The 25088-nt window shown below is 60.8% G+C and carries 11 protein-coding genes; 2 read left to right on the top strand and 9 right to left on the bottom strand.

Annotated features, from left to right (window positions below):
• From AC6FTP_RS11950 to AC6FTP_RS11915, 8 genes are all read right to left on the bottom strand, one after another.
• The coding region (locus AC6FTP_RS11950) for a DUF6288 domain-containing protein (RefSeq protein WP_497207149.1) at positions 1–2377 on the bottom strand (2377 nt) is incomplete at its 3' end.
• A gap of 11 nt (positions 2378–2388) precedes the next feature.
• Entirely contained in the window at positions 2389–3624 is a 1236-nt protein-coding gene (locus AC6FTP_RS11945) for a sialate O-acetylesterase (RefSeq protein WP_497207148.1), read from the bottom strand.
• Entirely contained in the window at positions 3621–6896 is a 3276-nt protein-coding gene (locus AC6FTP_RS11940) for a DUF6797 domain-containing protein (protein WP_497207147.1), read from the bottom strand. The genes AC6FTP_RS11945 and AC6FTP_RS11940 overlap by 4 nt, the downstream gene beginning before the upstream one ends.
• Before the next feature lie 8 nt (positions 6897–6904).
• Positions 6905–8509 (bottom strand): sulfatase family protein, encoded by a 1605-nt coding sequence (locus AC6FTP_RS11935; RefSeq protein WP_497207146.1) that lies wholly within the window; start codon positions 8507–8509, stop codon positions 6905–6907.
• An 18-nt stretch (positions 8510–8527) separates the two neighbouring features.
• Complete coding sequence (locus tag AC6FTP_RS11930; RefSeq protein ID WP_497207145.1) at positions 8528–9979, bottom strand: sulfatase family protein; 1452 nt, start codon at positions 9977–9979, stop codon at positions 8528–8530.
• Positions 9980–10011: 32 nt separating this feature from the next.
• A complete protein-coding gene (locus AC6FTP_RS11925) occupies positions 10012–11475 on the bottom strand; it encodes a sulfatase family protein (RefSeq protein ID WP_497207144.1) in 1464 nt (487 codons plus the stop codon).
• A gap of 26 nt (positions 11476–11501) precedes the next feature.
• Positions 11502–15962: an endo-acting ulvan lysase-like protein gene (locus AC6FTP_RS11920; protein WP_497207143.1), complete on the bottom strand. Its 4461-nt coding sequence runs from the start codon at positions 15960–15962 to the stop codon at positions 11502–11504.
• A 116-nt stretch (positions 15963–16078) separates the two neighbouring features.
• Complete coding sequence (locus AC6FTP_RS11915) at positions 16079–17344, bottom strand: hypothetical protein (RefSeq protein ID WP_497207142.1); 1266 nt, start codon at positions 17342–17344, stop codon at positions 16079–16081.
• A 135-nt stretch (positions 17345–17479) separates the two neighbouring features.
• On the opposite strand from AC6FTP_RS11915, the gene AC6FTP_RS11910 reads away from it, so the two are divergent.
• Positions 17480–18235 carry a helix-turn-helix domain-containing protein gene (locus AC6FTP_RS11910; RefSeq protein ID WP_497207141.1) on the top strand — a complete coding sequence of 252 codons (756 nt, stop codon included), beginning with the start codon at positions 17480–17482 and terminating at the stop codon, positions 18233–18235.
• A gap of 44 nt (positions 18236–18279) precedes the next feature.
• Positions 18280–19524 carry a glycoside hydrolase family 2 TIM barrel-domain containing protein gene (locus tag AC6FTP_RS11905; RefSeq protein WP_497207140.1) on the top strand — a complete coding sequence of 415 codons (1245 nt, stop codon included), beginning with the start codon at positions 18280–18282 and terminating at the stop codon, positions 19522–19524.
• A gap of 22 nt (positions 19525–19546) precedes the next feature.
• Here the strand turns inward: AC6FTP_RS11905 and AC6FTP_RS11900 are convergent, their stop codons facing one another.
• Positions 19547–25048: an autotransporter-associated beta strand repeat-containing protein gene (locus tag AC6FTP_RS11900; RefSeq protein WP_497207139.1), complete on the bottom strand. Its 5502-nt coding sequence runs from the start codon at positions 25046–25048 to the stop codon at positions 19547–19549.
• Positions 25049–25088 lie beyond the last annotated feature (40 nt).

Raw genomic sequence — 25088 nt, 5'->3', positions numbered from 1 at the left:
CTGGTGTGTCCGTGCTCGATTCGATGGCCTTGATGGTGTCGCGGACGGAGTTCGCTTTTTGCAGACCGAGGTTCTTGGGGAAGTCCGGCTCTTCCTTTTCAAAGTAGTGGGCGATCTTCTCCAGTTCGGGAATGACGGCTTTCGCGTGCGAGCCGTATTCCAAAAGGATCTTCATGATTTCCGGTGTGCGCTTCTGGCTGGCCCACGGGTTTTGCTCGCGGGTATATTTCACGCATGCGGTCATGCCTTCTTTGATATGATGCTGTGCAAGGACTCGCAGACCCTCTACGCGAATTCCGTCGGCAAACATTTCGCCACTGGGCGCAGGCTGCACGATGGCCTCGTGGATGGCGGGCAGCAGCGGTTTGATCTCCTCCAGCGAGAGATTCCGATACACGGAGCCGATGCTGCCACGGGCGCGACCATCTTGATTCTTCAATCCGGCTCTCACCGCCGTGTAGAGCGCCTCGCGATCCACGCCGTCCAACGAGCGGCTTAGCATGCCATCGCGGTCAAACAGCGCAAACGTGAGGTAGCGCTGCTGCATGCCGCGCAGGTCGTTTTTCGTGTCCACCTGCGCTAGCAGTTCGAGCAGTTTAGGCACGGTCTTCGTGGCAGGTTTGCCGATGGCGGCGAGCGCCTCAGCAGCCTTGATGCGCAACCAGAGATCGGGATCTGAGAGTGTCTTTTGCAAGGCATCGACAGCCGGCGCTGCACGTCCGCGGAGGAAGATCAGGCCCTGACACGCTCCGTAACGGGCGTCGAGGCTCGAAGACGCGAGCATGTCGATCAAAGCGGTGACTGGAGCGCTCTTGCGGCGGCCGAGAGCCATCGCCGCTCGCTCACGGACGATGGGGGACCAGTTGCGCAAGCGTTCGAGCAATTGTTCGTCGTTCAAGGCATCGTAGAAGCTGTTGCGGTCCTTGTTGTTCCAGCCGCGACCGTCGTTGACGATTGCTTGAGCTGTGGCGGCATCGAGCTGAGGCACTGCGCAGGGCTTCTTGCCGGTGAGATGGATTTTCTTCAGCGGCATCGCGTAGGCCAGCAAGTAAGCGCCTGTGCAATCCCAGCCAGCATAGCTGTCGTTGCCTCGCTCCGGCGGACCTTGATGCAAAAAGCTGCCGTCCGAACGTCGAGCCAGATCATAATACCACGCGCCAAACTCCTGCATCCATGCGCCAGTCGCCTGAGGGCCGGAGTGAGCCACACCGGGCATCGCCCAGAGCATGTTGAAGAAATTGCCGGTGTGACCGGTGTCACGCTCGGGGCCGTGCGAGGCGAGGCTCATGCGCGAGAAGAACTCCGCGCCTTTGGATTCGCCGAGCAGGCTGAAGAGCACCGAAACCATGCCGCACTTGCCATTGTCCTCGTGATTCTCGATCCACGGATGATGATCTCCATAAGGGATGGCTCCTTTGCCAATGTAGAAGCGCAGCAGTCGAGCGCTGCGTTCGATGGCGAGATCCACCGCGGGATCTTTGACACCCGCTTCACGCGCCAGCACGAGCGAGATCGTCAGTGGAACGCCGGGTGAGTTCATCATGCCGTAACCGCCCAGACGTCCATCGGGCCTCGCAAACCCATGACCCCATGAGCCGACAGCACTCTGACCTTTCGCGGACTCCATCGCGAGGCGTTTCAAGCCCGGCATCACCGACTGATCACCCGTGGCGGCCACATATTCGCCGAGGAACATCATCACGTAGCCGTAGTGCCACGTCTGCATGCTGTCCGATGAATACGCCGCCGCCCATTCCGCCTCTTTTTTGATCTGCGGCAGGTAGGCGGCATCACCGCTCGCCAGCAAGGCCAGAGCATTCAGCGAGCGCGGAATGGGGTCTTGATTGGCGTAATCCGAGGCACCCATGCGGGCCGCGATCACCTTGCAACCTTGCTCGAGGATACGCTTCGACTTCGGGCAATCAAATGGAGCTGCCGGCGAGTAGCTGCCGAGCACCGGCAGCTTCAAAACGACCTCAGCCGTCTTTCCAGCACGCCAGCGCGTGAGCATCAATTTGCCGCCACCGGCTTCCGTCTCGGACAAAGTGAGCGCCTGACCGAGTTCCGTGCGTGGATCGAGCGAAAACGCTTTTCCACCAACGCCAAGAATCACATCGCCCACGGCGATCACGCCATCGGCAGGCGACTTCGGTTCCACTTTCGTGATCGCGATCTGTCGAGCGTCACTCGTCACCATCGTGTCGGAGTGCATCCAGCCGCGCAGGCCTGTGGCACCGAGATTCCAGTCGTGTTTGGCTTTGGCCGGGATCGCATCGCCCTGGGTGAAATCTGGCGGTGGAGTGGATTCGTTTTTGCCTGCTGCAAGGACGAGGCTTGGCGCTGCGAGCAGCGCGATGAGGAAGCGTTGCGATTTCATGAAGCGTGGAATCATTTTTGGAGTTGAGAAGACCCGATCAGAGCCTCCGCAAAGGCCTTGCCCATCAGCGCAAAGGTCTTCGCGCAGCCAAGGTAATGATAGCCGGCATTTGAGGCACCACGTTTCCACAGAGCTTCTTCGGCGGGCGAGATGAGCTTGGCTTCGTACTCTTTGATATACTCGCGCTTCTGCTGCTCGGTCATGTGGCCGTCGGCGTTCGCGTGGTCTTTGTGCTTGGAGTTCAAATAGAAGCCCATCTGGCGGACCTGGGCGCGTTTGTCGTCGATGGCACCGAGTTCTTCCGACCAAAACGGCGCGGTGGGCACGGCGAAGACGTTGCCTTTGAATTCCGGCATCAAGGCGGGCGCGGTCATGGCCTCGCGGAAGGCGACGGTGTCCTTCTCGGCCTTCAAACCGCCTACGCCCATGACACCGATGACAAAGGGCATCTTCGGCGCACCGAAATCTTTGCGCACATCGCGGATGAAGTGCGCGAGCAGGTTGCTGTAAACCGCAAAGCGTCCCGGCTTGCCGCGATCCGGATACGTGTGGCCGTCCACCATGTCGTTGAAGCCTTGGAGCCACACGAAGCCAGCGATCTCGTAGCCGTCCTTCGCATCGTAGGCCGGGCAAACGCGTTTGGGATCTGCGAGCACGTTCTTCACATGCTCGACCATGTAGCGATAGAAGCGGCCCGTTTCCGCCGTCTTCTCCGCAAGCCATTCATTCATGTCCTTCGGCACTCCATGACCGGGCGGGCCATAGTAGAGCTTCTTCTGGTAGTCATTGAGTTCATACGGCCCCGCGCTCGGCGGACGAAACTCCGTGTTCAAGCTGCGACCACCCCAAGCGGTCTTGATGATCAAGACGGGCTCTTGGAGCGCCGCGTCCATCGTGAGGCCAAAAGTGAACTCCGAGCCGATTTTGCCATTCGACTTCGTTGCATCGTCCCGCGCCCCATAGCCCGCCGTGAGCTTCCCCGTGCCCTCGCCATTCGCGCTGCCGTCGTATTTGCCGGTGAAGTAGGAGATCCAAGTGTGATCGCACACACGCGGTTCGCCCTTGTCGTCGCGCATCATCTTCAACAGCGGTGCCGTCGCCGGATCATCGCCGATGTAGTCAAATGTCTCGATCTTCGCATGGCCTTCCATGTTCGACTGGCCTGCGAGGATGAAGACCTTGAGAGGCGCGGCTTGTAGCTGTGCAGCAAGGACGAGCGTTGAGAGCAGTGTGATGGCTTGTTTCATGGGTTGGCGAGTTGGTGAATGGTTCCGTGGAGCACGCTGCTGCCGATTTTGAGTTCGTAGCAATGTATCGGGGCGAGTTCAGGGATGGTCAGGGTGAGAGTGCGCTTGTCGTCACCGAGTTTCACCGACTGGATCGTCAGGTCGTACTCATCGTGGTGCTTGGAGCCGTAGTTCTTCGTGCGTTTGAGCGACCAGACTTTCATGGCGCTCTTCGTGTCGGTGATAGGATCGCTGAAGGTCACACTCATCGCTCCTTTCATCGCATGAACAGCCAGCGGCACCTGCGCGGGCTTGTTTCCACGACGGATGCGGTGAAATCCGCCGGGTGAGGTGGCGTTTCCGGCCCAGGCGAACATGCCGCAGGTGTAGAGGGCTCCATCGCCGCCGAAACGACCGCGCATGATGCCGGTGGCGAAGGCAGGCGTCGGCAGCTCGCACACGGCACCTTGCCATTGGCCATTCACTTCTTCGTGGGGGATGATGAAGGCTTTGCCTGTGCCGTAGCTGAGATTGAGCAGCGAGCCGCCGAGATTGCCCCAGGCGTTCTTTGGCACCCAGATGAGTTCGGCGGGGCTGCGGTCTTTGTCGTTGGTGATCCACACCAGCGGCTGCTCCATTGCGGAGTCGGATTCGTCAGTGACGCTGGTGTAGCCATACATGTTGCCGTAGAAGCCACCGACTTTGACGCGGTTGATGCGGTTCTTCGGCGTCCAGAAGCCTTCTTGATCGGTGACAAAGAAAGTGCCGTCGTCGTTGAGACAGACACCGTTCGCCGCGCGGAAGCCGGTGGCGAGGATATCGGTGCTGTGACCACCGGAGTTGACTCTCAACAGCGTGCCGTGCTGCGGCACCACGCTGTCCAAGGCGTGACGACCTGACTTGGCATAGTAAAAGTTGCCCGCACTATCAACCTGCAAGCCCATCGCGAACTCATGGAAGTGCTCGGTGACCTGATGGTCGCTGTTGAAGCACTCGATGAAGTCTGTCTCTCCGTCGGCGTTGAGATCCACGAGCTTGGCGAGTTGATCCCGACAGAGCACATACAGTTCATCACCGAAATACTTCACGCCGAGAGGTTGAAACAAGCCGCTGGCAATCCTGCGCCACGTCAGCTTCGCGGGAGCCTTCTCCATCACACCATCGACTCGCCACACATCGCCATTCCACATTGCCACGATGGCGGCTTTGCCATCGGGCGTGAAGTCGAAGCCGCCGGGGCGCATCCAGCTTTGGAACGGATTTTCCAGGGGCAAAGGGAAGTCATCTGCAATGAAGGCACCGTCTTCCTTACCTGCCACCGAGGTGGTGGTGACGGTCTGCGGCCACTGCGCGGGTCCGCCTTTGGTGAGCGGTATGAGGTCCATGGGCTCATTGAAGTTCGCAGCAAGCGTGTTGAGCGAACCGGGATCGCACTTGGACAAGAACACACGCGCCTTCACCTCACGGATGTTGTTGGGCATCTCCAGCACCCAGTCGCCCTTTTCCTTGATCAGCTTGCCATCGCCTTGCACCACCACGTTCATCGACTCCGGCGCAAGGCGCACATAATGCGAGGTGATGCCGTTGTTGATATTGATGGTGCGGACAAAGATGGGCGTGCTGCCGTAGTCGATCCATGAAGGCGATTCGAGAGCGGTGGTGCCATTCGTGCCGATGGCTAGCACGGTCTTGTTGCCATGTTTGAAGAGACCTTTAAAGGCAGTGGGTCCGGGGCCGTAAGGCTTGCCATCCTTGCCCTTGGGGCGTGGGTCGGTAAAGGGTTCGCCCGTGCTATAGCCGAGTCCGCCAGCATTGATGAAATGACGCTCACCCGTAAGACTCGTGTGCGTGCCATGGCTGCCATCGAAAGCGATGCCCTTCCAGTCTACGAAGCTGCCAGTGGTGGCGGTGACGTTGGCCATCGTGTCGTGATCATAGACCATCCAAGCACGGCCTTTCGTCACGCCGCCAGGGCCGTCATCGAGGCGGATGGCGATGCCTTTTTGCGCGATGTTTCCCGCAGCGACCTCGAGCGTCCAAAACAGCGCGTTGCCGAGTTCCATGCGTTGATACGGCGGCAGCGTGGTGTCGATCTTTTCGGCCTCGGCACGGGCGAGACCGCGTGGTAGCGAGGCGAGGTCGATGTCCTTGAGCTGTGAGGGATTGTGCGGGCGCAGGAAGGTCTCGCGGATGTAATGGATGACCGCATACTTCTGCGCGGTGGTGTATTGCGGCTGCGGCACCATCTGGCCGAAGCCTTTGGTGAGCGTGAGATACATCGAGAACGGATCGCTGCCGTTTTTGAACTGCCCTTCAGCAAAACGCAGCGCGGTGGGCAGCGATCCTGGCTGCTCCTTCGTGCCGTGGCACACGACGCAGAGCGACTTGTAAATCGCTGCGCCTTCTTCGAGCGTCTTGGCACTCCAGCCGCCCACGATCTCTACGTGATCGCTGCGCTCCAGCGCCTGCACCCAACCGCTCCCGCCTTCCACGATGGGCTTGCTGCCCGCCTTCGGCTGATACGTGAAGTCGGGCGTGTTGGCACCTGAGCCGTCGTTCTTGAACAACAACGACATCTCCGCATCAGGCAACGCACGCTTCCACACGCGCACCGCGCGAATGTTTCCCTTCGTGAGATCGCCTGCGAAGTTCGGCGCAGCACGACCCACTTTGAAGACATTCTCCATTTGGTCTGGCCTCGTGAACTTGGCCTTCTGCGCGATCTGCTTTCCATCCAGCCACAACTGAGCAGCGCCATCGCGCACCGTGAGCACTACCGTGTGCGGCTTGCCATCATTGACCTTGGGACCACCGGTCATCGCTCCAAGCCAGCCGATGTCATAAACGAGCCTGCCACCGCGAATGAAGAGCGCCTTCGCATCCGGCGACCACTTGCCCGTCGGAGCGCATTTGGAGAACAAGGTGCCCTGGCCGGTCGCTTCGAATGTCGCCATCGCCGTGAAGTCAGCGCCGAGATCGAGACCCGCATCAGGGAAATCTTTCGCCCCTGTTTGCACCAGAGTCGGCACATCCTCAGGCCCACGCACGAGCTTGTCACCACTCCAAACACGCAGAACCGGCGCACCATTTGCTGGATGCTCCACGGCGATGTCGTGCGTCCCGTTGACATCGAGCGTGATCGTCAAATCATCGCTCAGCTTCACCTTGGCAGCGCCATCGAGATGCAGGCGATAGTTCAGCGGCCACTGCAGCGCATCGAGAGGAATCGAGTCACGCGGCGCGGCGGCGAAGGCGAGTGATTGGAGAGCAAAGAGGGCGAGCAGGCGCTTCATGTGTCAGACTATTTCTTGGCTTTGGCTTTTCGCTTGGGGGCTTCTACGCGCGGATAGCGCACGACGTCGACATCGTTCTTCTGCTGTGCGCCGGGCGTGCTGCGGCCATTGGTGATGAGCTTCTCCAGCAGCGCTTTCATCTCGGCGACCTTCTCGGGCATCGTGGCCGCGAGGTTCTTGGTTTCACCCAGGTCATCGGCGAGATCGTAGAGCTGGATGGGCTGCGATTGATCGCCGCCTTTTCCCCAACCGCCGGAACCTGCTGCGGGGATGTATTTCCAAGTGCCGCTGCGCACGGACGGGATGCCGTTGATGGAGGCGCTCACGGCGTTCTGGCGGATGGGTTTATCTTCGCCTTTGAGCAAGGGCATGAGGCTGAAGCTATCTTCACCAGCGGTGTCTGGCAGTTGCACGCCGAAGACATCGGCAAAGGTGCGGATGAGGTCGGCTTGATAGACGAGTTGGTTGCACACCGTGCCCGCCTTGACCTTGCCGGGCCAGCGCACGATGAAGGGGACGCGGTGTCCGCCTTCCCAGGCATCAGCCTTGTAGCCGCGCAACGGGCCACTCGGGTAATGACCCATCTTTTCGAGATCCTCCACACCGATGTAGGGTGCACAGCCGTTGTCGGCGGTGAAGACGACGAGCGTGTTGTCCGCCGCGCCGCTTTTCTCCAGTGCATCGAGCACGCGACCCACCACGGCATCGGTCTCCATCACGAAATCCGCGAAGAGATTCAGTTTGCTCTTGTCCTTCCACTCGGGATTCACCGCAAGCGGCGTGTGCGGCGAGGTGAGCGGCATGTAAATGAGAAAAGGTTCCTTCTTCTTCGCGGACTCATCGATGAATTGGATCGTGCGGTCGCCGAGTGCCGGCAGGATGCCTTCGAGCTTCCAATCCTTGAGCGCCGGGCCTTGGTTGCTAGCCTGGTTTTTTACCATGTATTCCGGCGGCAGGAACTCGGTGGGAATGCCGAGCGTGCGATCGTTCTCGATGAAACAAAACGGCGGCCAGTTCGGAACGTCGGTGCCGAAGTAGAGATCAAAGCCGCGCGTGCTCGGGCCACCAGCGATGGGTTTCGAGAAGATGTCACGCCATGCCGCGATCTGCTGCTCGGTGGCGACGGCTCCGGCTTTGGCTGCTCTCTTGTTCGGCTTGTTCGCTTCATCCTCCGGCTGCTTCATCGGCTCGTGCAAGGGGCGCTGCTCTTTCGTGATCGGCCAATCCCATCCGAGGTGCCATTTGCCGATGCACGCCGTGCGATAGCCCTGCTTCTTCGCCAGCGTGCCGATAGTAATGCGATCCGGCGCGATCAACGGCTCGCCAAACACGCCGACGATGCTGCGCTGCAACCGCGTGCGCCAGTGATAGCGTCCGGTAAGCAAGGTGTAGCGGGAAGGTGAGCACACGCCGGAGGACGAGTGCCCATCCGTGAAGCGCATACCTTGCGACGCGAGCTTGTCGATATTCGGCGTGGGGATCTTGCCGCGCTCGGGGTTATTGCACTGCACATCGCCGTAACCGAGGTCGTCAGCGAGGATGACGAGGATGTTGGGTTTTTCCGCAGAGAAAGCAGTGGTGCAAAGCGCGAAGAGAAGGAGGAGCGGTCTCATGGTTTAGGTGGCTTTGAGTTACTTGGTTTGCTTTGCCTTGCTTCGACGCTCGGGTTTTGACTCGATGCCAGTGTGCGGCCAGTGGGTGCCTGCCTCAAAGAAGTGGGCCCCGCTGCCGGGGCCAGTGAAGTCACCGAGTTCGGTGCGGGCTTCATCGGCAAGCTTGGTGATGAGTTTCATGACCTCGGGGTGCTCGGCAGCAAGGTTCTTCGACTCGGCTGGGTCAGTGCGGAGGTTGTAGAGTTGGTCGGTGGGCAGGGCTTCGATGTGGCCGGTGACGAAGGCAGGCATGTAGGGCATCTCGCCGCCAGCGGGCCGGGCGAAGACGAGTTTCCAGTCCTTGTGCCGCACGGCGGTGAGGCGGGAGCCGTTGTGGTAGAGGAAGGTTTCGCGCGGGCTGGGGGCTTTAGGCTTCGTGAGGAAATCGGTGAGGTCCTGGCCGTCGAGTTTGGCTCCGGGGAGCTTCGCTCCGGACATGGCGGCGAAGGTGGGCAGGAGGTCGATGGTGGAAGCGATGCCGTCGCTGGTTTCTCCCGCGCGGACTTTACCGGGCCAGCGCACGATGCCGGGGACGCGCCAGCCGCCTTCCCATGTCGTCATTTTTCCTCCGCGAAAGGGCAGCGGGCTGCCGCCGTGGTCACCGATTTGTCTATCGATCCAGGGGCCGTTATCGCTGGTGAAGACGACGAGAGTGTTGTCATCGAGACTGAGTTTCTTCAGCTCGGCGAAGACATCACCGATGGCGGAGTCGAGTTCCTCCACGGCATCGCCATACAAGCCACGCTTTGACTTGCCGCGAAACTTCTCGGACACGCCAAGCGGCACATGCGGCATGTGGTAGGCGAGGTAAAGGAAGAAGGGTTTGTCCTTCGACGCTCGCATAAACTCCAGCGCCTCGCGGGTGCAATCGGCGGTGAGAGTGTCCATGTCGGCCTGTGTCTTGATGGTGCGGACGATCTTGCTGGGTGCCCGCATGAAGGGCACGACGGCCCCAGGCTTGATGCTGCGGGAGGCTCCGTTGAATGCTGGCGTGAAGTAGGCATGTTCAAACCCTTGCGAGCCAGGATCGCAACCTGCGCTCATGCCGAGGTGCCATTTGCCGACGATGCCGGTGCGGTAGCCGACATCCCGCAGCATCTCCGCAATCGTCACCTCGCGAGGATGCGGCAACGTGTGGCCGTTTTTGCCATTCGCGACTTCGCCGATACGGATGGGATAACAACCGGTCATCAAGGCCGCACGGCTCGGTCCGCAAATCGGTTGCGCATAGAAAGAAGTGAGCTTCAAGCCCTCGGATGCCATCTTGTCGAGATGCGGAGTGCGGATGTCCCTCGCGCCATAGCAGCCCAGGTCGCCATAGCCGAGATCGTCGGCGAGGATGACGAGGATGTTGGGGTTCTGCGCAGTGGCAGCCAAAGCCTGCACGCAGAGGAGCAGACAGGTTGCCAGGGCGGTGATGATAGTTTTCATGTAGTGGGCGGACGGGGCAGGCTCGGGAAAAGTTACTCTGGACGCGTGACGGGGCTGGATTGGTCTTTCGCGAGCAGATCAGCGAGACGTTGGGCTTCGGCGGGATTTTCTTGGATGAGGTTTTGCTTCTCGCCGGGGTCTTTGGAGAGATCGTAGAGCGCAGCTTTCTTCGGGGCGTTGGCGGCCTTCTTTTTTCCGGCATACCAGCCATCGGCCACACTCAGATCGGGAATGTATTTCCACTGGCGGCTGCGGATGGCGAGGTCGCCGTTGCCGCTCATGAGGACGAGGTGGTCTCGTTTGGGCGCGTCTTTTTCGCCGAGCATGACGGGCAGGAGGTTGAAGCTGTCGGGCAGTGCATCTTTGGGCAGCGTGATGCCTGCGGCGGCGCAGAGGGTGGCGGGTGCGTCGAGGGTGGAGGCGAGGTCCGTCGAGACGCCAGGCTGGATGCGGGCGGGCCAGCGGACGATGAAGGGCACGCGGGTGCCGCCTTCCCAGAGCTGGGATTTTTTGCCGCGATAGGGTCCGGTGGGCTTGTGGCCTTTTTCGTCGCTAACATAGGCTCCGTTGTCGCTGCTGTAGATGATGAGGGTGTCATTGGTGAGGCTGAGGCGGTCGAGTGTATGGAGGAGTTCGCCGATGGAGGCGTCGAGCTCTTGCAGCATATCGGCGCGAGGCGTCAGGCCGCTGCTGCCGACGAAGCGTGGGCCAGGAATAGCAGGCGCGTGGACGTTGTGCGGGGCGAAGAGCAGGAAGAACTTCGCGGCCTTGTTTCGCTCGATGAACTGGACACATTCGCGGGTGTGGGTGTCGGCGATTTCGGTGTCTTTCCACCACGCGGATTTGCCGCCTTTCGCCCAGCCGATGCGGTTGCGTCCGGCAGCCCAGGGGCTCATGCCCTGGCTCTTGGCCTCGTCTTTGTCGAAGCTGTAGTGGATGGGGTCACTGGCATCGAGACCAACGACGCGGTAGTCGCGCACGAACACGGTGGGGATGCGGTCGTTGGTGGCGGGGATGCCGAAAAACTCGTGAAAGCCGATCTCCAGCGGACCAGGGCGGAGTTCTTGATTGAAGTCGGGCTTCGTCAGGCCAAAGCCGAGATGCCATTTGCCGATGAGCGCGGTGCGGTAGCCCGCCTGTTTCAGCAATCCGGGCGCGGTGGTCATGGTGGTGGGAATGAGTAACGGCGCGTCTCCTTTGGCGACGCCTTTGTTCAAGCCATCCGCTTTGTTGCGCCATGAATACTGCCCGGTGATCAGCGAGTAGCGCGTGGGCGTGCAAACAGCGGCGGAGGCGTGCCCATTCTCGAAACGCTGCCCCTCACGTGCGAGGCGGTCGATGTTCGGCGTCTTGACCAAAGTCGCGCCATAACAACCGGCATCGCCCCAGCCCACATCATCGGCGAGGATGACAAGGATGTTAGGCTGCGCCGAAAATGCAGAATGACGAATGCAGAATGAGGAAAGGAATAGGGCGAGTGTGAAAAGGTGTTTCATGGAGAGGTGACGGCATCAACTAAAGTTTACCTTGTCACACGCAGCCTCACGAAGCGCCGTGCCACTCCGCTGCCAGCAGGCACGGTGACTTTGATTTGCTGCGTGGTGCCATCGTCGCTGAGGATGGTCGGAGCACTCACACCGAAGATGCTCCAGTCGTTGCCGAGGGTGTCGCTCCATTCGACGGTGTAGGTCAGGTCGGTGGCAGCTTTGTTTTTCCGGTAAACGAAGTCGAGGGTCGTGGCTGTCGTGGCGGCGGAGATCGGGACGGCATCGCTGGTGTTGGGATTCATCGCGGTGGCGTATTCGAGGAGGTCGGGGCTGCCGTCGCTGTCGGTGTCGAGTTGCGGGTTCGCGGCAGTGGTGGGGTCGAGTTGATTGGTGACTTCCCAGGTGTCGGGGATGCCGTTGTCGTTGAAATCGCCGTCGCTGCCGATGATGGCATCGACACTCACGGTGCCGGTGCTGCCCGGAGGATCGAGGCGCAGGGCTTTGATGGTGTGGCCTGTCCAGTTGGCGTTGGCGGCGACGTTGACGGCATACCATTTATAGACGCTGCCTGCGGGCACTGCGAAGGTCACGGAGTTTGCGGCACTGACTCCGCCGAGTTCGTTGCCGAAGAAGAATTGGGCGCTGCCGCCGGCGCTGCTTTTCATGCGCACGAGCACGACGGGGACGTTGTCGCCGGAGATGTCCAATGCGGTCGTGCGATTGAATCGCGGGTCGGTGCCGATGATGGTTGCGGAGAGTGCTCCGGCGGAGACGCTGGCTGCTGAGAGGCTGGTATTGATGGTCCAACCTTCGAAGTTGGCATCGTAGTCGAAGAGGTAGGCGAAGCGGCCAAAGGCGAGTTCATCGACGGTGACGAGGAAGGTCTCGGTGCTGGTGAGTACGCCGTCGCTGACGGTGAGTGTGACGGTGGATGCGCCCGTCTGCATGAACGCGGGCGTGACGGTGACGGTGCGGCTGGCTCCACTACCGCCGATGACGATGCTGCTCAGTGGGACGAGCTGTGTGTTCGACGATGCGACGCTGACTTGCAGTGAAGTTGCGGCAGAGTTCAGGTCGCCGATCGTGAAGGGAATGACGGCGGTGCCGGAGTTCAGCGGCAGCGTCTGATCGGCGATGGCGCTGATGCTCGGCGGCAGCAGCAGTGGCGCGTTGGTGGTGATAGTTGGAGTCGGGCTGGTGGTGAAGGCGATGTTGAATTGGGTGTTCGCGCCTGACTGCGAGACGGCTTTTCGACCTTGGTATTGCAGGCTTGCGCCGTCGCCCACGTAGAGTGAGCCGGTGCCGTTGCCTTTGTCGGTGATGACGGCGAAACGTCCGGTGAAAGCGATGCCTAGGGCGTCGTCGGTGTAGGTGTCGGTCGAGGCATCGTTGGAGAGGAAGTATTGAACGATGTTCTGCGAGGCGACGGTGCTTTCGACTTTGAGGCCGACGAGCACGCCGTTCTTTTCGAGCTTGGTGACATTGGTCACGGTGCCGCTGGTGGCGCTGCCCGTGTGGGGTTCGAAAACGACGGCGAACGGTCGGTCCCATGCCTCACCGGGTTGGCGGACGACGAGGGCCTTGGAGAGCTGGCTGTTAAAGGGTGAGGGCGCATCGACAATCGCTGGAGCGCTGACCGTGGAATACTCGCGGTCCGCAGCACCGGGGATGTGGAGATCCATGTGCAGCGTGGGGTTGCTTGTCGGAGTGCCGGTGAAACGTCCCCGCACTGCATTGGCCGTCGCACTGGAGACCATGGTGTTGGTGAAGTAGCGCCAACCGGGCTGTTGATACGCATCCCCGATATCTGTCTGAAAACGAGTGGGAGCACTGGTGAGCGGCAAGGTGGCCGCATTGGACTCCAGCGTGAGCGTAGTGCCGATGTTGTGGTAGATGTAGTCGTGGAACTGATTGGCAACGCTGGATTTAGAACGGAAGATATCCACGTAATAGCCGGTCGTGGTCGACGTGCGGACGATCGCGAGCGTGCGTTGTTGGGTGCCTTCCGCGAGCGTGCCTTTGTTATCGAGGAATGAGCTGCAAGTGAACGAGACATCGGGCGAGACCGCAGCTTGAAATGCATTCGGCTCCATGGCCACCGTCTGCACCGTGTTGATGTCGATGTTTTCCCATCCGCCCTCACCCCGCGACGCGCCGTTGACTATCACCGTGTTGTTGGAGGCGAAGAGCCGGTAGTAGTTCTCATGCAGCGTGGTGCCATAATCATCTCGTCCGGATTTGGTGCCCATCACCTGACCCAATCCATAAAGCTCCATGCTCATGCCACTGGCATGAGAATGAACATGCCCCGCGCCGCCGACGAAGGCCATGAAGGCGTTGGCTGGATTGTTGTTGGTCGCGAGATTTCTTTGCAGAGCGATGCCGGCATAGGGCAGTGTGTCCGTCCTGGGCAATTCCGGCGTCACCCCCGGCTCCGAGAGACTTGGCGCCTGCCAGAGCAGTTGGAGCGGGTCGTCGTGCATCCCCAGGGGATCGTATGCATTCAGAGTGGAGCGATTGTATTGACTGGCCGCCACGCCGCCGTTGATCAGCGAGCCGAAGAAGGAGGTGAGATCGGTCCGCCCTCTCGCCTTCGCATGTTGATAAACCAGTTCATAGCGGGAGAACGGCTGGCCGTCGGCGGCTCGATGGCCATCGCCAAAGCTGATCTGCTGGCCATTGGGATAGAGCAGATAGCTGATGCGCGGCAGGCTCAAGGGCAGATTGGGATACGCGTCGAACAGTGCTAGGTTCGGGTCAATGCGCTCGAGCAACACCAGGTGTGTGGAGCGTATTTGTCCCACGTCACCGGCATATTGCAGCGACTCGGGCCAGATGTCGCCCTGCTGGGTGTAAACACGGTAGTCATAGTCCAGCGAGGCCTGCCTGCTGGTTCCTGTGACGAGGTAAACCTGCAAGGCCGTGGCGCGCTCCGTAGCGCTGTCCAGCGCGAGGAGGTTGTTGAGCATGGTGGTGGACATGAGGGCGGACCAGTTGCTGTCCTTCTGCCCGTGATCCCGAGCCAGTTCATAGAGCGTGCGAAACACGCTCTGGCCGTTGGTGAAGTTGAAGCTGACCATGCCCGCCGTCTGCACGTCATAGACTTGGTTGGTCTGAAGCCAGGAGTTGAGAAGGTCGTAAATGATCGGCAACTGCGTGCCTGTCACTCGTGCCTCCTTGAGAAAATCATCCTGAAAAATCCAGCCGCCATTTCCGACGTCTGTGGAAGTAGCCACCGGCAACAGGGTCTTCACCGCATTGTGCAAGATATCCGCCGCGCATTGGGCGTATTTGGCATCGCCCGTCAGGTAGTAAAGCACGGCGCAATCCAGGCCGTCGTTGAACTTGGCCTCGGCCGGGTAGCGCACCGAACTCTCCGAGTAAGCCGGGATGGTTTTGAACTTGGCCGGGACCAGCGTCCAATCCACCGGGAGCTGGCGCAGGAACGCATCGCGGTTGGATTGATGGCTGGCCACGTCCGCCGCCACCCGCGAAACCATTCCGTTATAGACGCTCGTCGCCCAGGCGTTGCCCGCGATCTTGGCAAGGATGGGCGCTTTGTCCAAGTCCCGCACCCAGATGAACGGGCGCGGCCCTGGATTCACGTTGAGCGTCACGTCGCTAAAAGCCGTCGCCAGCGTGAGCGAGTCCATTCGCACACGGTCGTCGCCATTGCTCGTTGCATCCGGCCCTTTGAGATTTTCCACACGCAGATTGACCGATGAAACACTGGCCACGCCCGAGTCGATGCCCGTCAGCTGGCAGTTTCCATTCGGCAGATCCACCTCGGAGGTCACACCCGGATTCAGCCACACGGTGATCTTGTTGTAGTTGGCCGAAGCGACCTTTTCAAACTTCGCCACGAGATAGCGCACCGTGGTGTTTCCGGTGAAATTCACGAACGCGCCGGCGACAGGATTGCCCGTGCCCTTGCGACACATCACACCGTAGGTGCCCGGCAGACCGCGATAGCCGAAGTTGAATCCGCGATCCGCATCGGTAGCGCTGTCCGTCAGATGAATCGCTAGCGTATCGCCACTGTTGAACACTCCCGACTGCCATTTGATCGCGTAGGCGACGTAGAACGTGCCGGTCTGCGGCGCGAACAACTGCCGCGTGGTCGTGATGCCCGTCATGCCATTGCCGCCGACTCCGGCAGGCGGGTAGATTTCCAGCGCCCGCCGTCCACCGCTGATCGCTGTCCCACCCGTCGGCGTAAAGCTCAAGGCTCCGCTCACACTGGTGTCCACCATCTCGCTGTTCAGTCCGACTGCCGGACCCGCAGCCCACGCACCAGCCCAACCGCTTGCCGCCGCACCCTGTCCCGTCACAGCACCCACCGGGTAAGAGTCAAAGCCATCCGTCGCAATGAACCCAGCCCGTGCCACCACAGGCGCGAGCAACAGAATCGCACCCGCCAGCCGCCGCAGGGGAATGATTCTCCCTGCCCGCGTGATCACTGCGGCAACGGAAGAGAGTGCGTGTTGAGTGGGCATTGCTGTCTTTCGGATTCAGTGGCGCAGTGAAGCTATGTCCTGGTTGCTTTGAGATGCAAAAACCGTCGCGTGACGCCACTGCCAGCGGGCACGGAGACTTTCATCAGGGTTTGGATTCATAAACGTTGGTGGATCACAAACGCTGGCCGCGAGAGCACACCTTTCGCCTGGGCACCGTAGTAATTGGAGCGCCAGAAGTTCTTCAAATCATCTGCCGTGATGAGTTGAATGCCGGGCGTGACGACGGCGGGATTGCAGAGGATGTAGAGATCGTCTTTCGCGATGTAGCCGCAAACGTTCAGCGTGTGGCCGGCGAAGCCTCCGGCATATTGCGGGCCGATGTATTTGAAATCGACGACGACGGGACGTCCGGCATCGAGTTCGCTGCGCAGCATGGCTGTGGCTTGGGCGAATCCGTCGTCATCGGGTGTGTAGGTGACGAGTTTCCAATGCTGACCGATCTTCTTTGAAGCATCGAGTAGATGCCACCAGTCGGTGCCTGTGCCGAGGGGCGATGGGCAGAGTTTTTTGAAGTCCCAGCCGCAGATGTCGCTGCCCTGGAAGCGGGCAAAGATGGCGCAGGCGGTGCTGCCGCAGTTGTTATAGCCTTGGAGGATGTGCGGCATCTGCACGAAGGCGAACTTGCCCGGCTCGCTCTTGCGCTGGCGATAGTCGATGAGCTTCAAGAGGTCCGCCCCTTGCTGCGCGGAGGCGTTGTCGGACGGCTGCGCGGGATGCCCGGTCGCGGTGGTGGGCTGGAGTTGCGAGGCTTTGGTCCAGCTCGCTTTCGCGGCTTCGATTTCACCGGCTTGGAACTGCAATTCGCCGAGGAAAACGAGTCCACCTGCATTACCCAGCTCCGCTGCACGCTCGGCGAGCTTGCGAGCCTTCGCAGAATCACGGGGAATGCCTTCGCCCGCGTGAAAAGCCATCGCTGCGGCGGCTGCGGCACGACCATGGCCTTTCGCTGCCGCTTTCTCCCACCATTCGAGTCCCTGAGCACAATCCTGCTTGGTGCCTTGAGCGCCATAGTAACACTGGCCGAGGTTGAAGGCTGCTTGAGCCGATTCATCCGCTGCTTCTTTGAAGTAAGCGATAGCGAGCGTGGTGTTCCTTTTCACCACCGCGCCACGAAGATAGGCAAAGCCGACGAAGTCTTGCGCATCCGCATTGCCGGCGTCGGCGGCCTTGTGTGCCCACTGCATGGCCCCGGCATCGTCTTTTGTTGCGCCTTTGCCATCGCGCAGTCGAATAGCGAGTTCGAGCTGGGCCTTGGCATCACCGCTCTTGGCCCGGCTTTGCAGCTCGGCGATTTCATCGGCGGATAATGCGGCATTGCTCATGAGAAACGTGGCGAGAAGGATGCAAAAGTGGCGGTGCATGATCCGATCATGATCGGGCAGAGGCAGCCCCGATGTCTTGACCTTTCTGACCGCCCACGCCGACAAAAGCCGCACAATGACGAAACGGGTGGCAGGCAGCCCGCCAGCGGCCATTTTGTGAGGCATCCTCACCGCATGAAAAAAGCCGCTCCAGCCTTTCCGGGCACCCTTTCCAAGCAAGGCACCTTGCTGATGGATGCACGCATGATCGAGCAACTGGCCGATCTGATGCACGACACGGCCTTTTTCATCAAGGATGCCTCGGGGCGCTACTTGGTGGTGAATCAATCGCTCGTCGAACGGCATGGATTGAAGCACAAATCCCAAATGCTTGGCCGACGGCCCTGTGATGTCTGCCCAGGTGATTACGGACGCATTCCCACCGAGCAGGATCAGCAGGTGCTGCGCACCGGGCAGCCCATCGTGGAGCGGCTGGAGCTTTTCTGGCGCAGGCCGAATGTGCCGGTGTGGGGACTGACGAGCAAGCTGCCCATCCGCGATGAAAACGGACGCGTGACGGGCCTCATCGGCATCTCCAAAGACCTCGCGGCTCCCGTGAGTCGTGAAGACGTGTCCGCCGAGGTCGCACGCGTGCTACGCTATCTCGAATCCGCCTACGACGATCCGGTGAGCCCATCATCCCTCGCTCGTAAAGCAGGCATGACAGCGGCCCGCTTCGCCCGCATCATCAAGCGCATCCACGGCATCAGCCCCATGCAGTTGATCACGAAAACGCGCATCACCGTTGGCTGCCGCCTGTTGCGTGAAACCGACACCAGCGTGGCCCAAATCGCGCTGAATTGCGGTTTCGCCGACCACAGCGCCTTCACGCGCGCCTTTCGCGCAGTGACTGGTATGTCGCCGACAGAGTATCGGCGGCAGAGAGACTGAGCGTGTCGTCTTGCGTGTGTTCCGCCCTCAGGCAATGATCGCCCATGATCCGCCCGATCCTCACCTCGCTACTTATCTTTGTCATCGCGACCACTCACGCTGCTGCCGAAGCAGTGCCGGTGAAGATCGTGCCAGGAGTCGGCATCACGCGAGGAGGCGAACCTTACTTTGTGAAAGGCGCAGCGGGCGACAAGCATCTCGATGAACTCGTGGCCACGGGCGGCAACAGCATCCGCACCTGGACCACGAATGGCCTGGGGCCGATCCTAGATGCGGCCCAGCAGCGCGGGCTGACGGTTTGCGCCGGCATCTGGCTGGAGCCGGAGTGCAATTGGTTCTCGTATGCAAAACCCGAGCACTGCGCACGCCAGACCGAACGCGTGAAGAAGGAAGTGCTTCAGCATCGTGATCACCCCGCGTTGCTGTTTTGGGGTCTCGGCAATGAAGCCGAGGGCGATGGTAACAACGCGGCCTACTGGAAGCAGCTCGAAGTGCTCGCCAAAGCCGTGAAGGAGATCGACCCCGCGCATCCCACCTTCACCGCCGTCGCGGGATTGCAGCCGACAAAGATCGCCGGACTGGATGCACACACGCCGAGTCTCGACTTCGTGGGTATCAACACCTATGGCGCGCTCCATGGCCTTCGCGACTACCTCGCGAAGGCAGGTTGGATACGGCCCTGGGTTGTCACCGAATACGGAGCCCGCGGCTTTTGGGAAAGTCCTCGCACCTCGTGGGACGCGCCCATCGAGCCAACCAGCGGCAACAAAGCGCGAGACATCCGCAAAGGCTACGAAGCGGCCATCAAGCCCGGCGGCGACTGCTGGGGCGGCTACGTCTTCCTCTGGGGTCAGAAGCAAGAAGCCACCTCGACCTGGTTTGGCATCTTCACCGAAACCGGTGAATCCACCGCCGTCCGTGACCTGATGCACGAACTCTGGAAAGGCCAGCCACCTCCAGATCGCGCACCCAATTTAAAAAACCTCACCAGCGCCGTCGCCAAAAAAGAGATCGCCGCCAAAACCGAGTTCACCGCTAAAGCCGAAGCCACTGACCCCGATGGCGACCCACTGACCTATCACTGGACCGTCACCACAGAATCCGCAGGTCGAGACGACAAAGGCCGCGAGCGCAGGACTGAGCCACTCGCAGCATGCGTGGTGAAGACCGAGGGCAGCAGCGCGACTCTCGAAGCACCGCAGAAACCCGGTGCGTATCGCGTGCATGTGAGAGTGACAGATTCCCGGCAGCGCGCTGCCACGGCCAACTTTCCTTTTTTGGTGAAGTGACGCGCTTAATCGTAAACGCTGCTCACGGACCCACCACTTTCAGTCTCGCGAACCGTTTCGCGGCGGCTGGGAAGGTGTAGGTGATGTTGTTGACGTTTTGGGTGACGTTTCCGCCGAGGGTTTCGGTGGTCCATGTGCCTGTCAGAGTGTCGGTGGTCTCGACGGTGAAGTTCGTGCCGTAGGTGCCGGAGTAGGTGCTGGATTTGGTCCAGGTGATGCTGAGCGTGCCGCTGGTATTGGTGATTCCTGGCAGAGGGGTTTGGCCGGTGGTGTTGGTGTTGCCGCCGAGGAAAAATTCGATGCCGTTTGGGACACCGTCGCCGTCGTGGTCGTCGTCGAAGGTGCCGGAGACGCTGTTGGCGGTTTGCCAGTTGGTGTAGGTGGCCCCGTTGCTGCCAACGAGGTAGCCACTGCTGTTGAGTGAGAAGTTGGTGAAGCCTCCACCGCTGATTTTGGACAGTTGTGTGGCGGTGAGGGCGGTGCTCGTGGTGCCAAAGCGCAGTGATGCTCCGCTAACGAAGGTGCCGGTGATGTTAAGCGTGCCGGCCCAGGTGATGGCGCTGCTGTCGGCAAAGGCGAGGGCGGCGCCTGATCCGAGATGGATGACGGCGCTGCCGGCGACATCGAGCGTGCCGACGGTATCGGTGAACGTGGCAGCGTTGAGCGTGGCGGCTCCGATGGTGACGGGCGTGGCAGCGAGGGCGTTGCTGACTCCGAGAGCGAGAGTCCCGGCACTGATGGTGGTGGGGCCGGTGTAGGTGTTGTTATTGGACAGAATCCAAGTTCCGGCTCCAACCTTCTGCAAGCCTACCAGACCGGTGGAGGCCGTGTTGTTGGCGATTACTCCTTGGATTTCGTTGGGCGCGCCGGTGTAGCTGCCTCCCAACGTCACGACGCGGTTCTGACTGCCGGTCAACCCGCTGGCCGGGGTGTTGAAGGTGGCATTGGTAAAGATCAACGGGCCGGTGCCATCGTTGATGATGGAGCCGCCGCCGATGCCGGGAACGCTGTTGGGGGTTCCTATGCGGACAGTGCGATTGGTGGAGTGCCCGGAACCGTTATAGAGCAGGATTCCGCTATCGTTCCCGCGGCCCAGGCCAATGAGCGTTCCTGCACCTATCAGGCTGGTGCTGCCGCTATTGGCGAGCATGTTGACGACCAAGGTGCCGTTGTTGATGAACATGCCTCCGGTGAAGGAGGAGGTCGTGTTGGTCAGGACCCACTTACCGCTGCCGTTTTTGCTGAGATTTGTGTTGTCGGTGCTGGTGCCGTTGTTGTTGATCTGCGCGGCGAGGGTGTTGTCGCCTGCATTGGTTCCACTGATGGCAAAGTAGCGTCCTTGGTTCGTGGTCGTGTTCACGATGGGCGCGGTGTTGGTGAAGTTGACCGGCCCTGAACCGGAGGCATCCAGCGTGAACCCGGTGTTGTTTGCATTGGGGCTGTAAGTCATCTGACGGTCGCTGGAGTCACCGGAGCCGATGTAACTCAGGATCGCACCGGAGCCGAAGCGCAGGTTTGTCGCATCATTGGCAGACGTGCCGATGCTGCTGGGGCTGAGTCCGTTGCCGAGTTTGGTGACGACGAGCGTTCCGGCGCTGACATTGGTCACGCCGTTGTAAGTGCTGGCAGCGGAGAGCAGCGTCCAGATGCCTGTGCCGCTCTTGGTGACATTCTGGGTCGTCCGCGTGCCGTTTTCGATGATCCCGCCGATGACGTTTCCTGTGCTGGTTCCGCTCAAGGCGAAGGTGCTCGTGCCGGTGTTCGCACCGCTGGCGTTGCCGGTGATGATGATATTCACGCCGACGGGAGTGAGTGTGGCCGTGCCACCGCTGCCCGATGAACAAGTCAGGCTGGCAAACTGCAGCGCGGCGGTGCCGCTGGTGACATTGCTGCCCGCCGTGAAGTTTTGGACGGCGTGTGACACAGCCAGGTTGTCAAAAGCATGGGTGAGCCCCTCACCCGCGGTGGCACGATCTGAAACGATGGTGCCACCGGCGATGCTGAGCGGCGTGCTGGATGCAAACACGGTGTCGGTGCCGATTTGCAGGACATTCGGGCTGGCACCGACCGCGACGAGGCTGGAGCCCTGCACGGCGGCGGTGTTGGCAAGCCGCAGCGTGCCACCGCTGATGGTGGTGGCCCCGGTGTAAGTATTCGCACCAGCAAGCACCCAGGTGCCGGTGCCAGATTTGGTGAGGGAAGTCGCGCCCGTGTTGTCGCCGATCACGGTCGCGAGGGTGTTCGCGTCCGTGTTGGTGCCAGCGAGCGTGAGGGTCTTGGCTGCCGTGTTGCTGTTGAAGCCCATGTAGCCGGTGTTGGTGAAGTTCACCGCGCCCGTGCCGGAGGCATCGAGGCTGCTGGAGGTTTGCAGTGAGAAGAGGCGGTTGGTGCTGACTGCGGGCCCCGTGTATTGCAGCGTGCCCGCGTTGAGGATGAGGTTGGATGCGGCATTCGTGGCAGCGCCGATGCTGCTGTTGCTGCCACCATTGGCGAGCGTCGTGGCGACGAGCGTGCCCGCGCTGATGCGGGTGACGCCGGTGTAGGTGTTGGTTCCATTGAGGGTCAAGGTGCCCACGCCGGTCTTGGAAAGGCCGGCGGAACCGGCCACGATATTGTTGAACTGCGTGGTGTTGGCCTTCACCTCGATGGTGGGCGTGGTGCCGGCCAGTGTGAGCGTGTTGCCCGCATTGACGGTCCAATTTTGCGTGCCAGCGGTATCGCCGAATCTCATCACTCTCACCGTGCGGTTGGCTCCGAGCACGAGGTTGGTATCTGCGGCGAGGTCCACCGTGCTGAAATCTATCGTCGTGGTGCTGGTCGGGGTTGGCACCACGCCGTCGTCCCAATTGGCGGCGGTGGTCCAGCCTTGCGTGCCACCTGCGGTTTGCGACCAGACATTCGGCTGTGGAGGCTGCGCGGGGAACTCGGCCGCCGCGATGTTGATGCTGTAACCACTGCCCGTGTTCGTGGTGAACGTCGGCGTAATCGTCGCGGGCGTGGCGACGATTTGATAACCGGAGGCGTGACTGCCCCAAGCGCTGCCCCATGATCCGCTGCTCACCTGCGTGAGCGGTGCGTTGGCCGTGGGCGTCCCGGCGGAGTTATTGTTGCCCGCGTTGTCCAGCACGGCGATTACGACTGAGTTTTGCCCGGCGGTCGTGAGGCTCACGGAGTTCGCCGCGTTGCCAGACCTGCTATTGGTGACCGCGGCTCCGTCCATCGTGCCTGACAAAGCAAAGGCTGCTCCGATGCCGCCATTCGGAAGCTCGGCCGAGACCTCGATGGTGCCGGTGCCGATGGGGCCAGGATTGTCGAGATAGAAGATGGCTGCGGTGCCATTGGCGGACCCACCAGGCTCCTGGATGGCCTCTATCATGAGTTTGCCATTGTAGCGCACGTCATAGACGTAGCCGACGCCGCCGTTGTTCTTGTCCTCAGTGGAGACGACCACGACGAGTTTGTCCGCCGCGCCCGCATCAAAAGCTCCCAAGCCCGTGACGTCTTGAAAGCCCTCAAGGTCCGGAACAAGGCTGAACTGCTGCGTGGAGTTCACCGTGACATTTCTGACCGTGGGAGCGGCCAGCGTGGTGGCCGAAGCGGCATCCGAAGCCGTGGTGGTGAGGGATCCAGCACGCATCGAGACGGTGTAGGAGTATTGAGTGCCCGCTTGAAGGCCGGTGTCGGTGTAGGAGCGGCTGGTCTGCCATCCACTGGATGTCGCGCCGGGGTTTCCCGTGGTCTCAGTAAACAAATACTCCACCGTGCCAGTGAAGCCAAAAGCCAGTGCGCCCGCTGTGGCCTTCATGGCGATGGCGGTGGAGCCGTAAGCCTTCGGCACGGATTCAAAGGCGGCCGGCTCCGGCGTGAGCGGCGCCCAGGTGGAAAGCACCGTGGGATTGGCAGGCAGGCCGTTCACCTCGGCATCCGGTGTGAGCAGCAGCTCGATCTTCGTCACCGCACCATCCGCAGCAGGCAGATTGATCGCCTCCGTGACGAGGCTGCCGCTGGAATACGGGTCTTGGTTTGTCACCCAGGAGGCCGCGAGCATGTAGGTCTTGGTCACACCACCTTGCACGACCCGCACGCAAAGGTCCGAGCCATTCGTCGGGCTGAAAATTGACGCCGCTGCCGTGCGATCCACCGCCACCGTGGGATCAAACAGCCGGATCAATCCGGCGGTGTAAGGTCCGATCGGCGGATAAACCATCGTCACCCCCGGATCAGAACCCGAGATGGACGCCATGATACTGATGACCTGCGTGTCCCGCACCGTGGGATACTCGACGCCATTGTTCGACACGGGCGTCGTGTAGTCGCCGGTGGTCGAGTTCCACTTCGCCCAACTGCCGTTGCCACTATTGAGCGCGGGATTCCACGCCACCACATTGCCGGACATGTAGTTGCGCATCTGATTCACCGAGTAGTCGGAGAAATGGTTCAACAAGTAAGCTGGCTCCTGCCATCCTTCGCCGCCTCCTTGCATCGGGTCAGCTTTGTAAGTGCCCACCGGCTTGCCACCCGCATTTCCCGTCTGCGTCGTGGGAGGGATGAAGGCATTCGTGGGCTGATGAAAAGCCCAAACCGGACCCGCATGGGTGCTGTTGTAAATCGCCGGTGCGGAGATGCCATACATGGCCCCTTTGTAGGGATAGGCGGCGCTATCGCCCCAGTGCGGCAGCGACAACGCATGACCCAGTTCATGATGCAGGATGCCAATGTCCGTGCCACTGCCGACCCCCGAGTAACCACCCGCCTGCCCGCCAGCGAAGGCGTTATAAACGTTCAGGTAATACAAGCTCCAGAATCCTGAACGTCCCGCCGCCCTCCTGAGCGCGCCATTCCACGCCAGCGCCGCCGCCTGCTCACCATCGAATGGCAAGCCCGTCTGCACGGTGTATTCCGCCTTGGATTTGATGCGTGCCGCCTTCGTGCCCACATCCGTGCGCGGCGGGATCACCAACTCGGGAAACACCACATGCCGCAGACGTCGCACCTCCAGATCCGCCACCGGCCACTTGGCCTCGATCTCAGCGAAGATTCCCGCAGGGTAGTCCCCGTTCGTGTCCGAGAAATACTGCACGTCCGTCATCGTCATGATGACCTTCGTCGGTGCCGTCACCTTCATGTTGGTGACCGTGCTCACCACACTGCCCGCATTCACAGTCACCTGGAGCCCCGTTTTGATCCACGCGGCAGGCAGAATGCCGGTAAAGCTGTTCGCTGTGGAGTGCTGCACCACGCCCAAACCATCGGGAATGGAGGCCGGCAAGGTCGCAGGCCCCGTCAACTGCACCGTGAGGAATTGCCCCGCCAGATTCAGCGTGGCAAAGACCGAAGGCGAGGCCGGCGTCGCCGGATCGGTGACATGCACCTTAATGAACACATCGCGTCCCCCCACCGTGCCGAAATACGGATCGGTGGCTTTCTGCACATGCGTCTGCGCGAAATAGATCGCGTCGATCGAAACCGCGTGCGCGGAGACGGCCGCCAATGCCATGGCCAGAATGGTCGGAAGGTATTTCACACTTTGATTATGCCGATTGAGGGTCAAAACGGCAATCTCG

The organism is Prosthecobacter sp. (assembly GCF_044378005.1).
Lineage (GTDB): Bacteria > Verrucomicrobiota > Verrucomicrobiia > Verrucomicrobiales > Verrucomicrobiaceae > Prosthecobacter.
Note: the sequence above shows the minus strand (reverse complement) of the source record. Positions and strands in the feature narration are given on the sequence as shown.

Excerpts from the sequence above, each read along its gene's own strand:
- AC6FTP_RS11915 (WP_497207142.1), bottom strand. The coding sequence starts at position 17,344 with ATGCACCGCCACTTTTGCATCCTTCTCGCCACGTTTCTCATGAGCAAT.
- AC6FTP_RS11905 (WP_497207140.1), top strand. The coding sequence starts at position 18,280 with ATGATCCGCCCGATCCTCACCTCGCTACTTATCTTTGTCATCGCGACC.
- AC6FTP_RS11940 (WP_497207147.1), bottom strand. The coding sequence starts at position 6,896 with ATGAAGCGCCTGCTCGCCCTCTTTGCTCTCCAATCACTCGCCTTCGCC.
- AC6FTP_RS11925 (WP_497207144.1), bottom strand. The coding sequence starts at position 11,475 with ATGAAACACCTTTTCACACTCGCCCTATTCCTTTCCTCATTCTGCATT.
- AC6FTP_RS11930 (WP_497207145.1), bottom strand. The coding sequence starts at position 9,979 with ATGAAAACTATCATCACCGCCCTGGCAACCTGTCTGCTCCTCTGCGTG.
- AC6FTP_RS11910 (WP_497207141.1), top strand. The coding sequence starts at position 17,480 with ATGAAAAAAGCCGCTCCAGCCTTTCCGGGCACCCTTTCCAAGCAAGGC.
- AC6FTP_RS11935 (WP_497207146.1), bottom strand. The coding sequence starts at position 8,509 with ATGAGACCGCTCCTCCTTCTCTTCGCGCTTTGCACCACTGCTTTCTCT.
- AC6FTP_RS11920 (WP_497207143.1), bottom strand. The coding sequence starts at position 15,962 with ATGCCCACTCAACACGCACTCTCTTCCGTTGCCGCAGTGATCACGCGG.
- AC6FTP_RS11945 (WP_497207148.1), bottom strand. The coding sequence starts at position 3,624 with ATGAAACAAGCCATCACACTGCTCTCAACGCTCGTCCTTGCTGCACAG.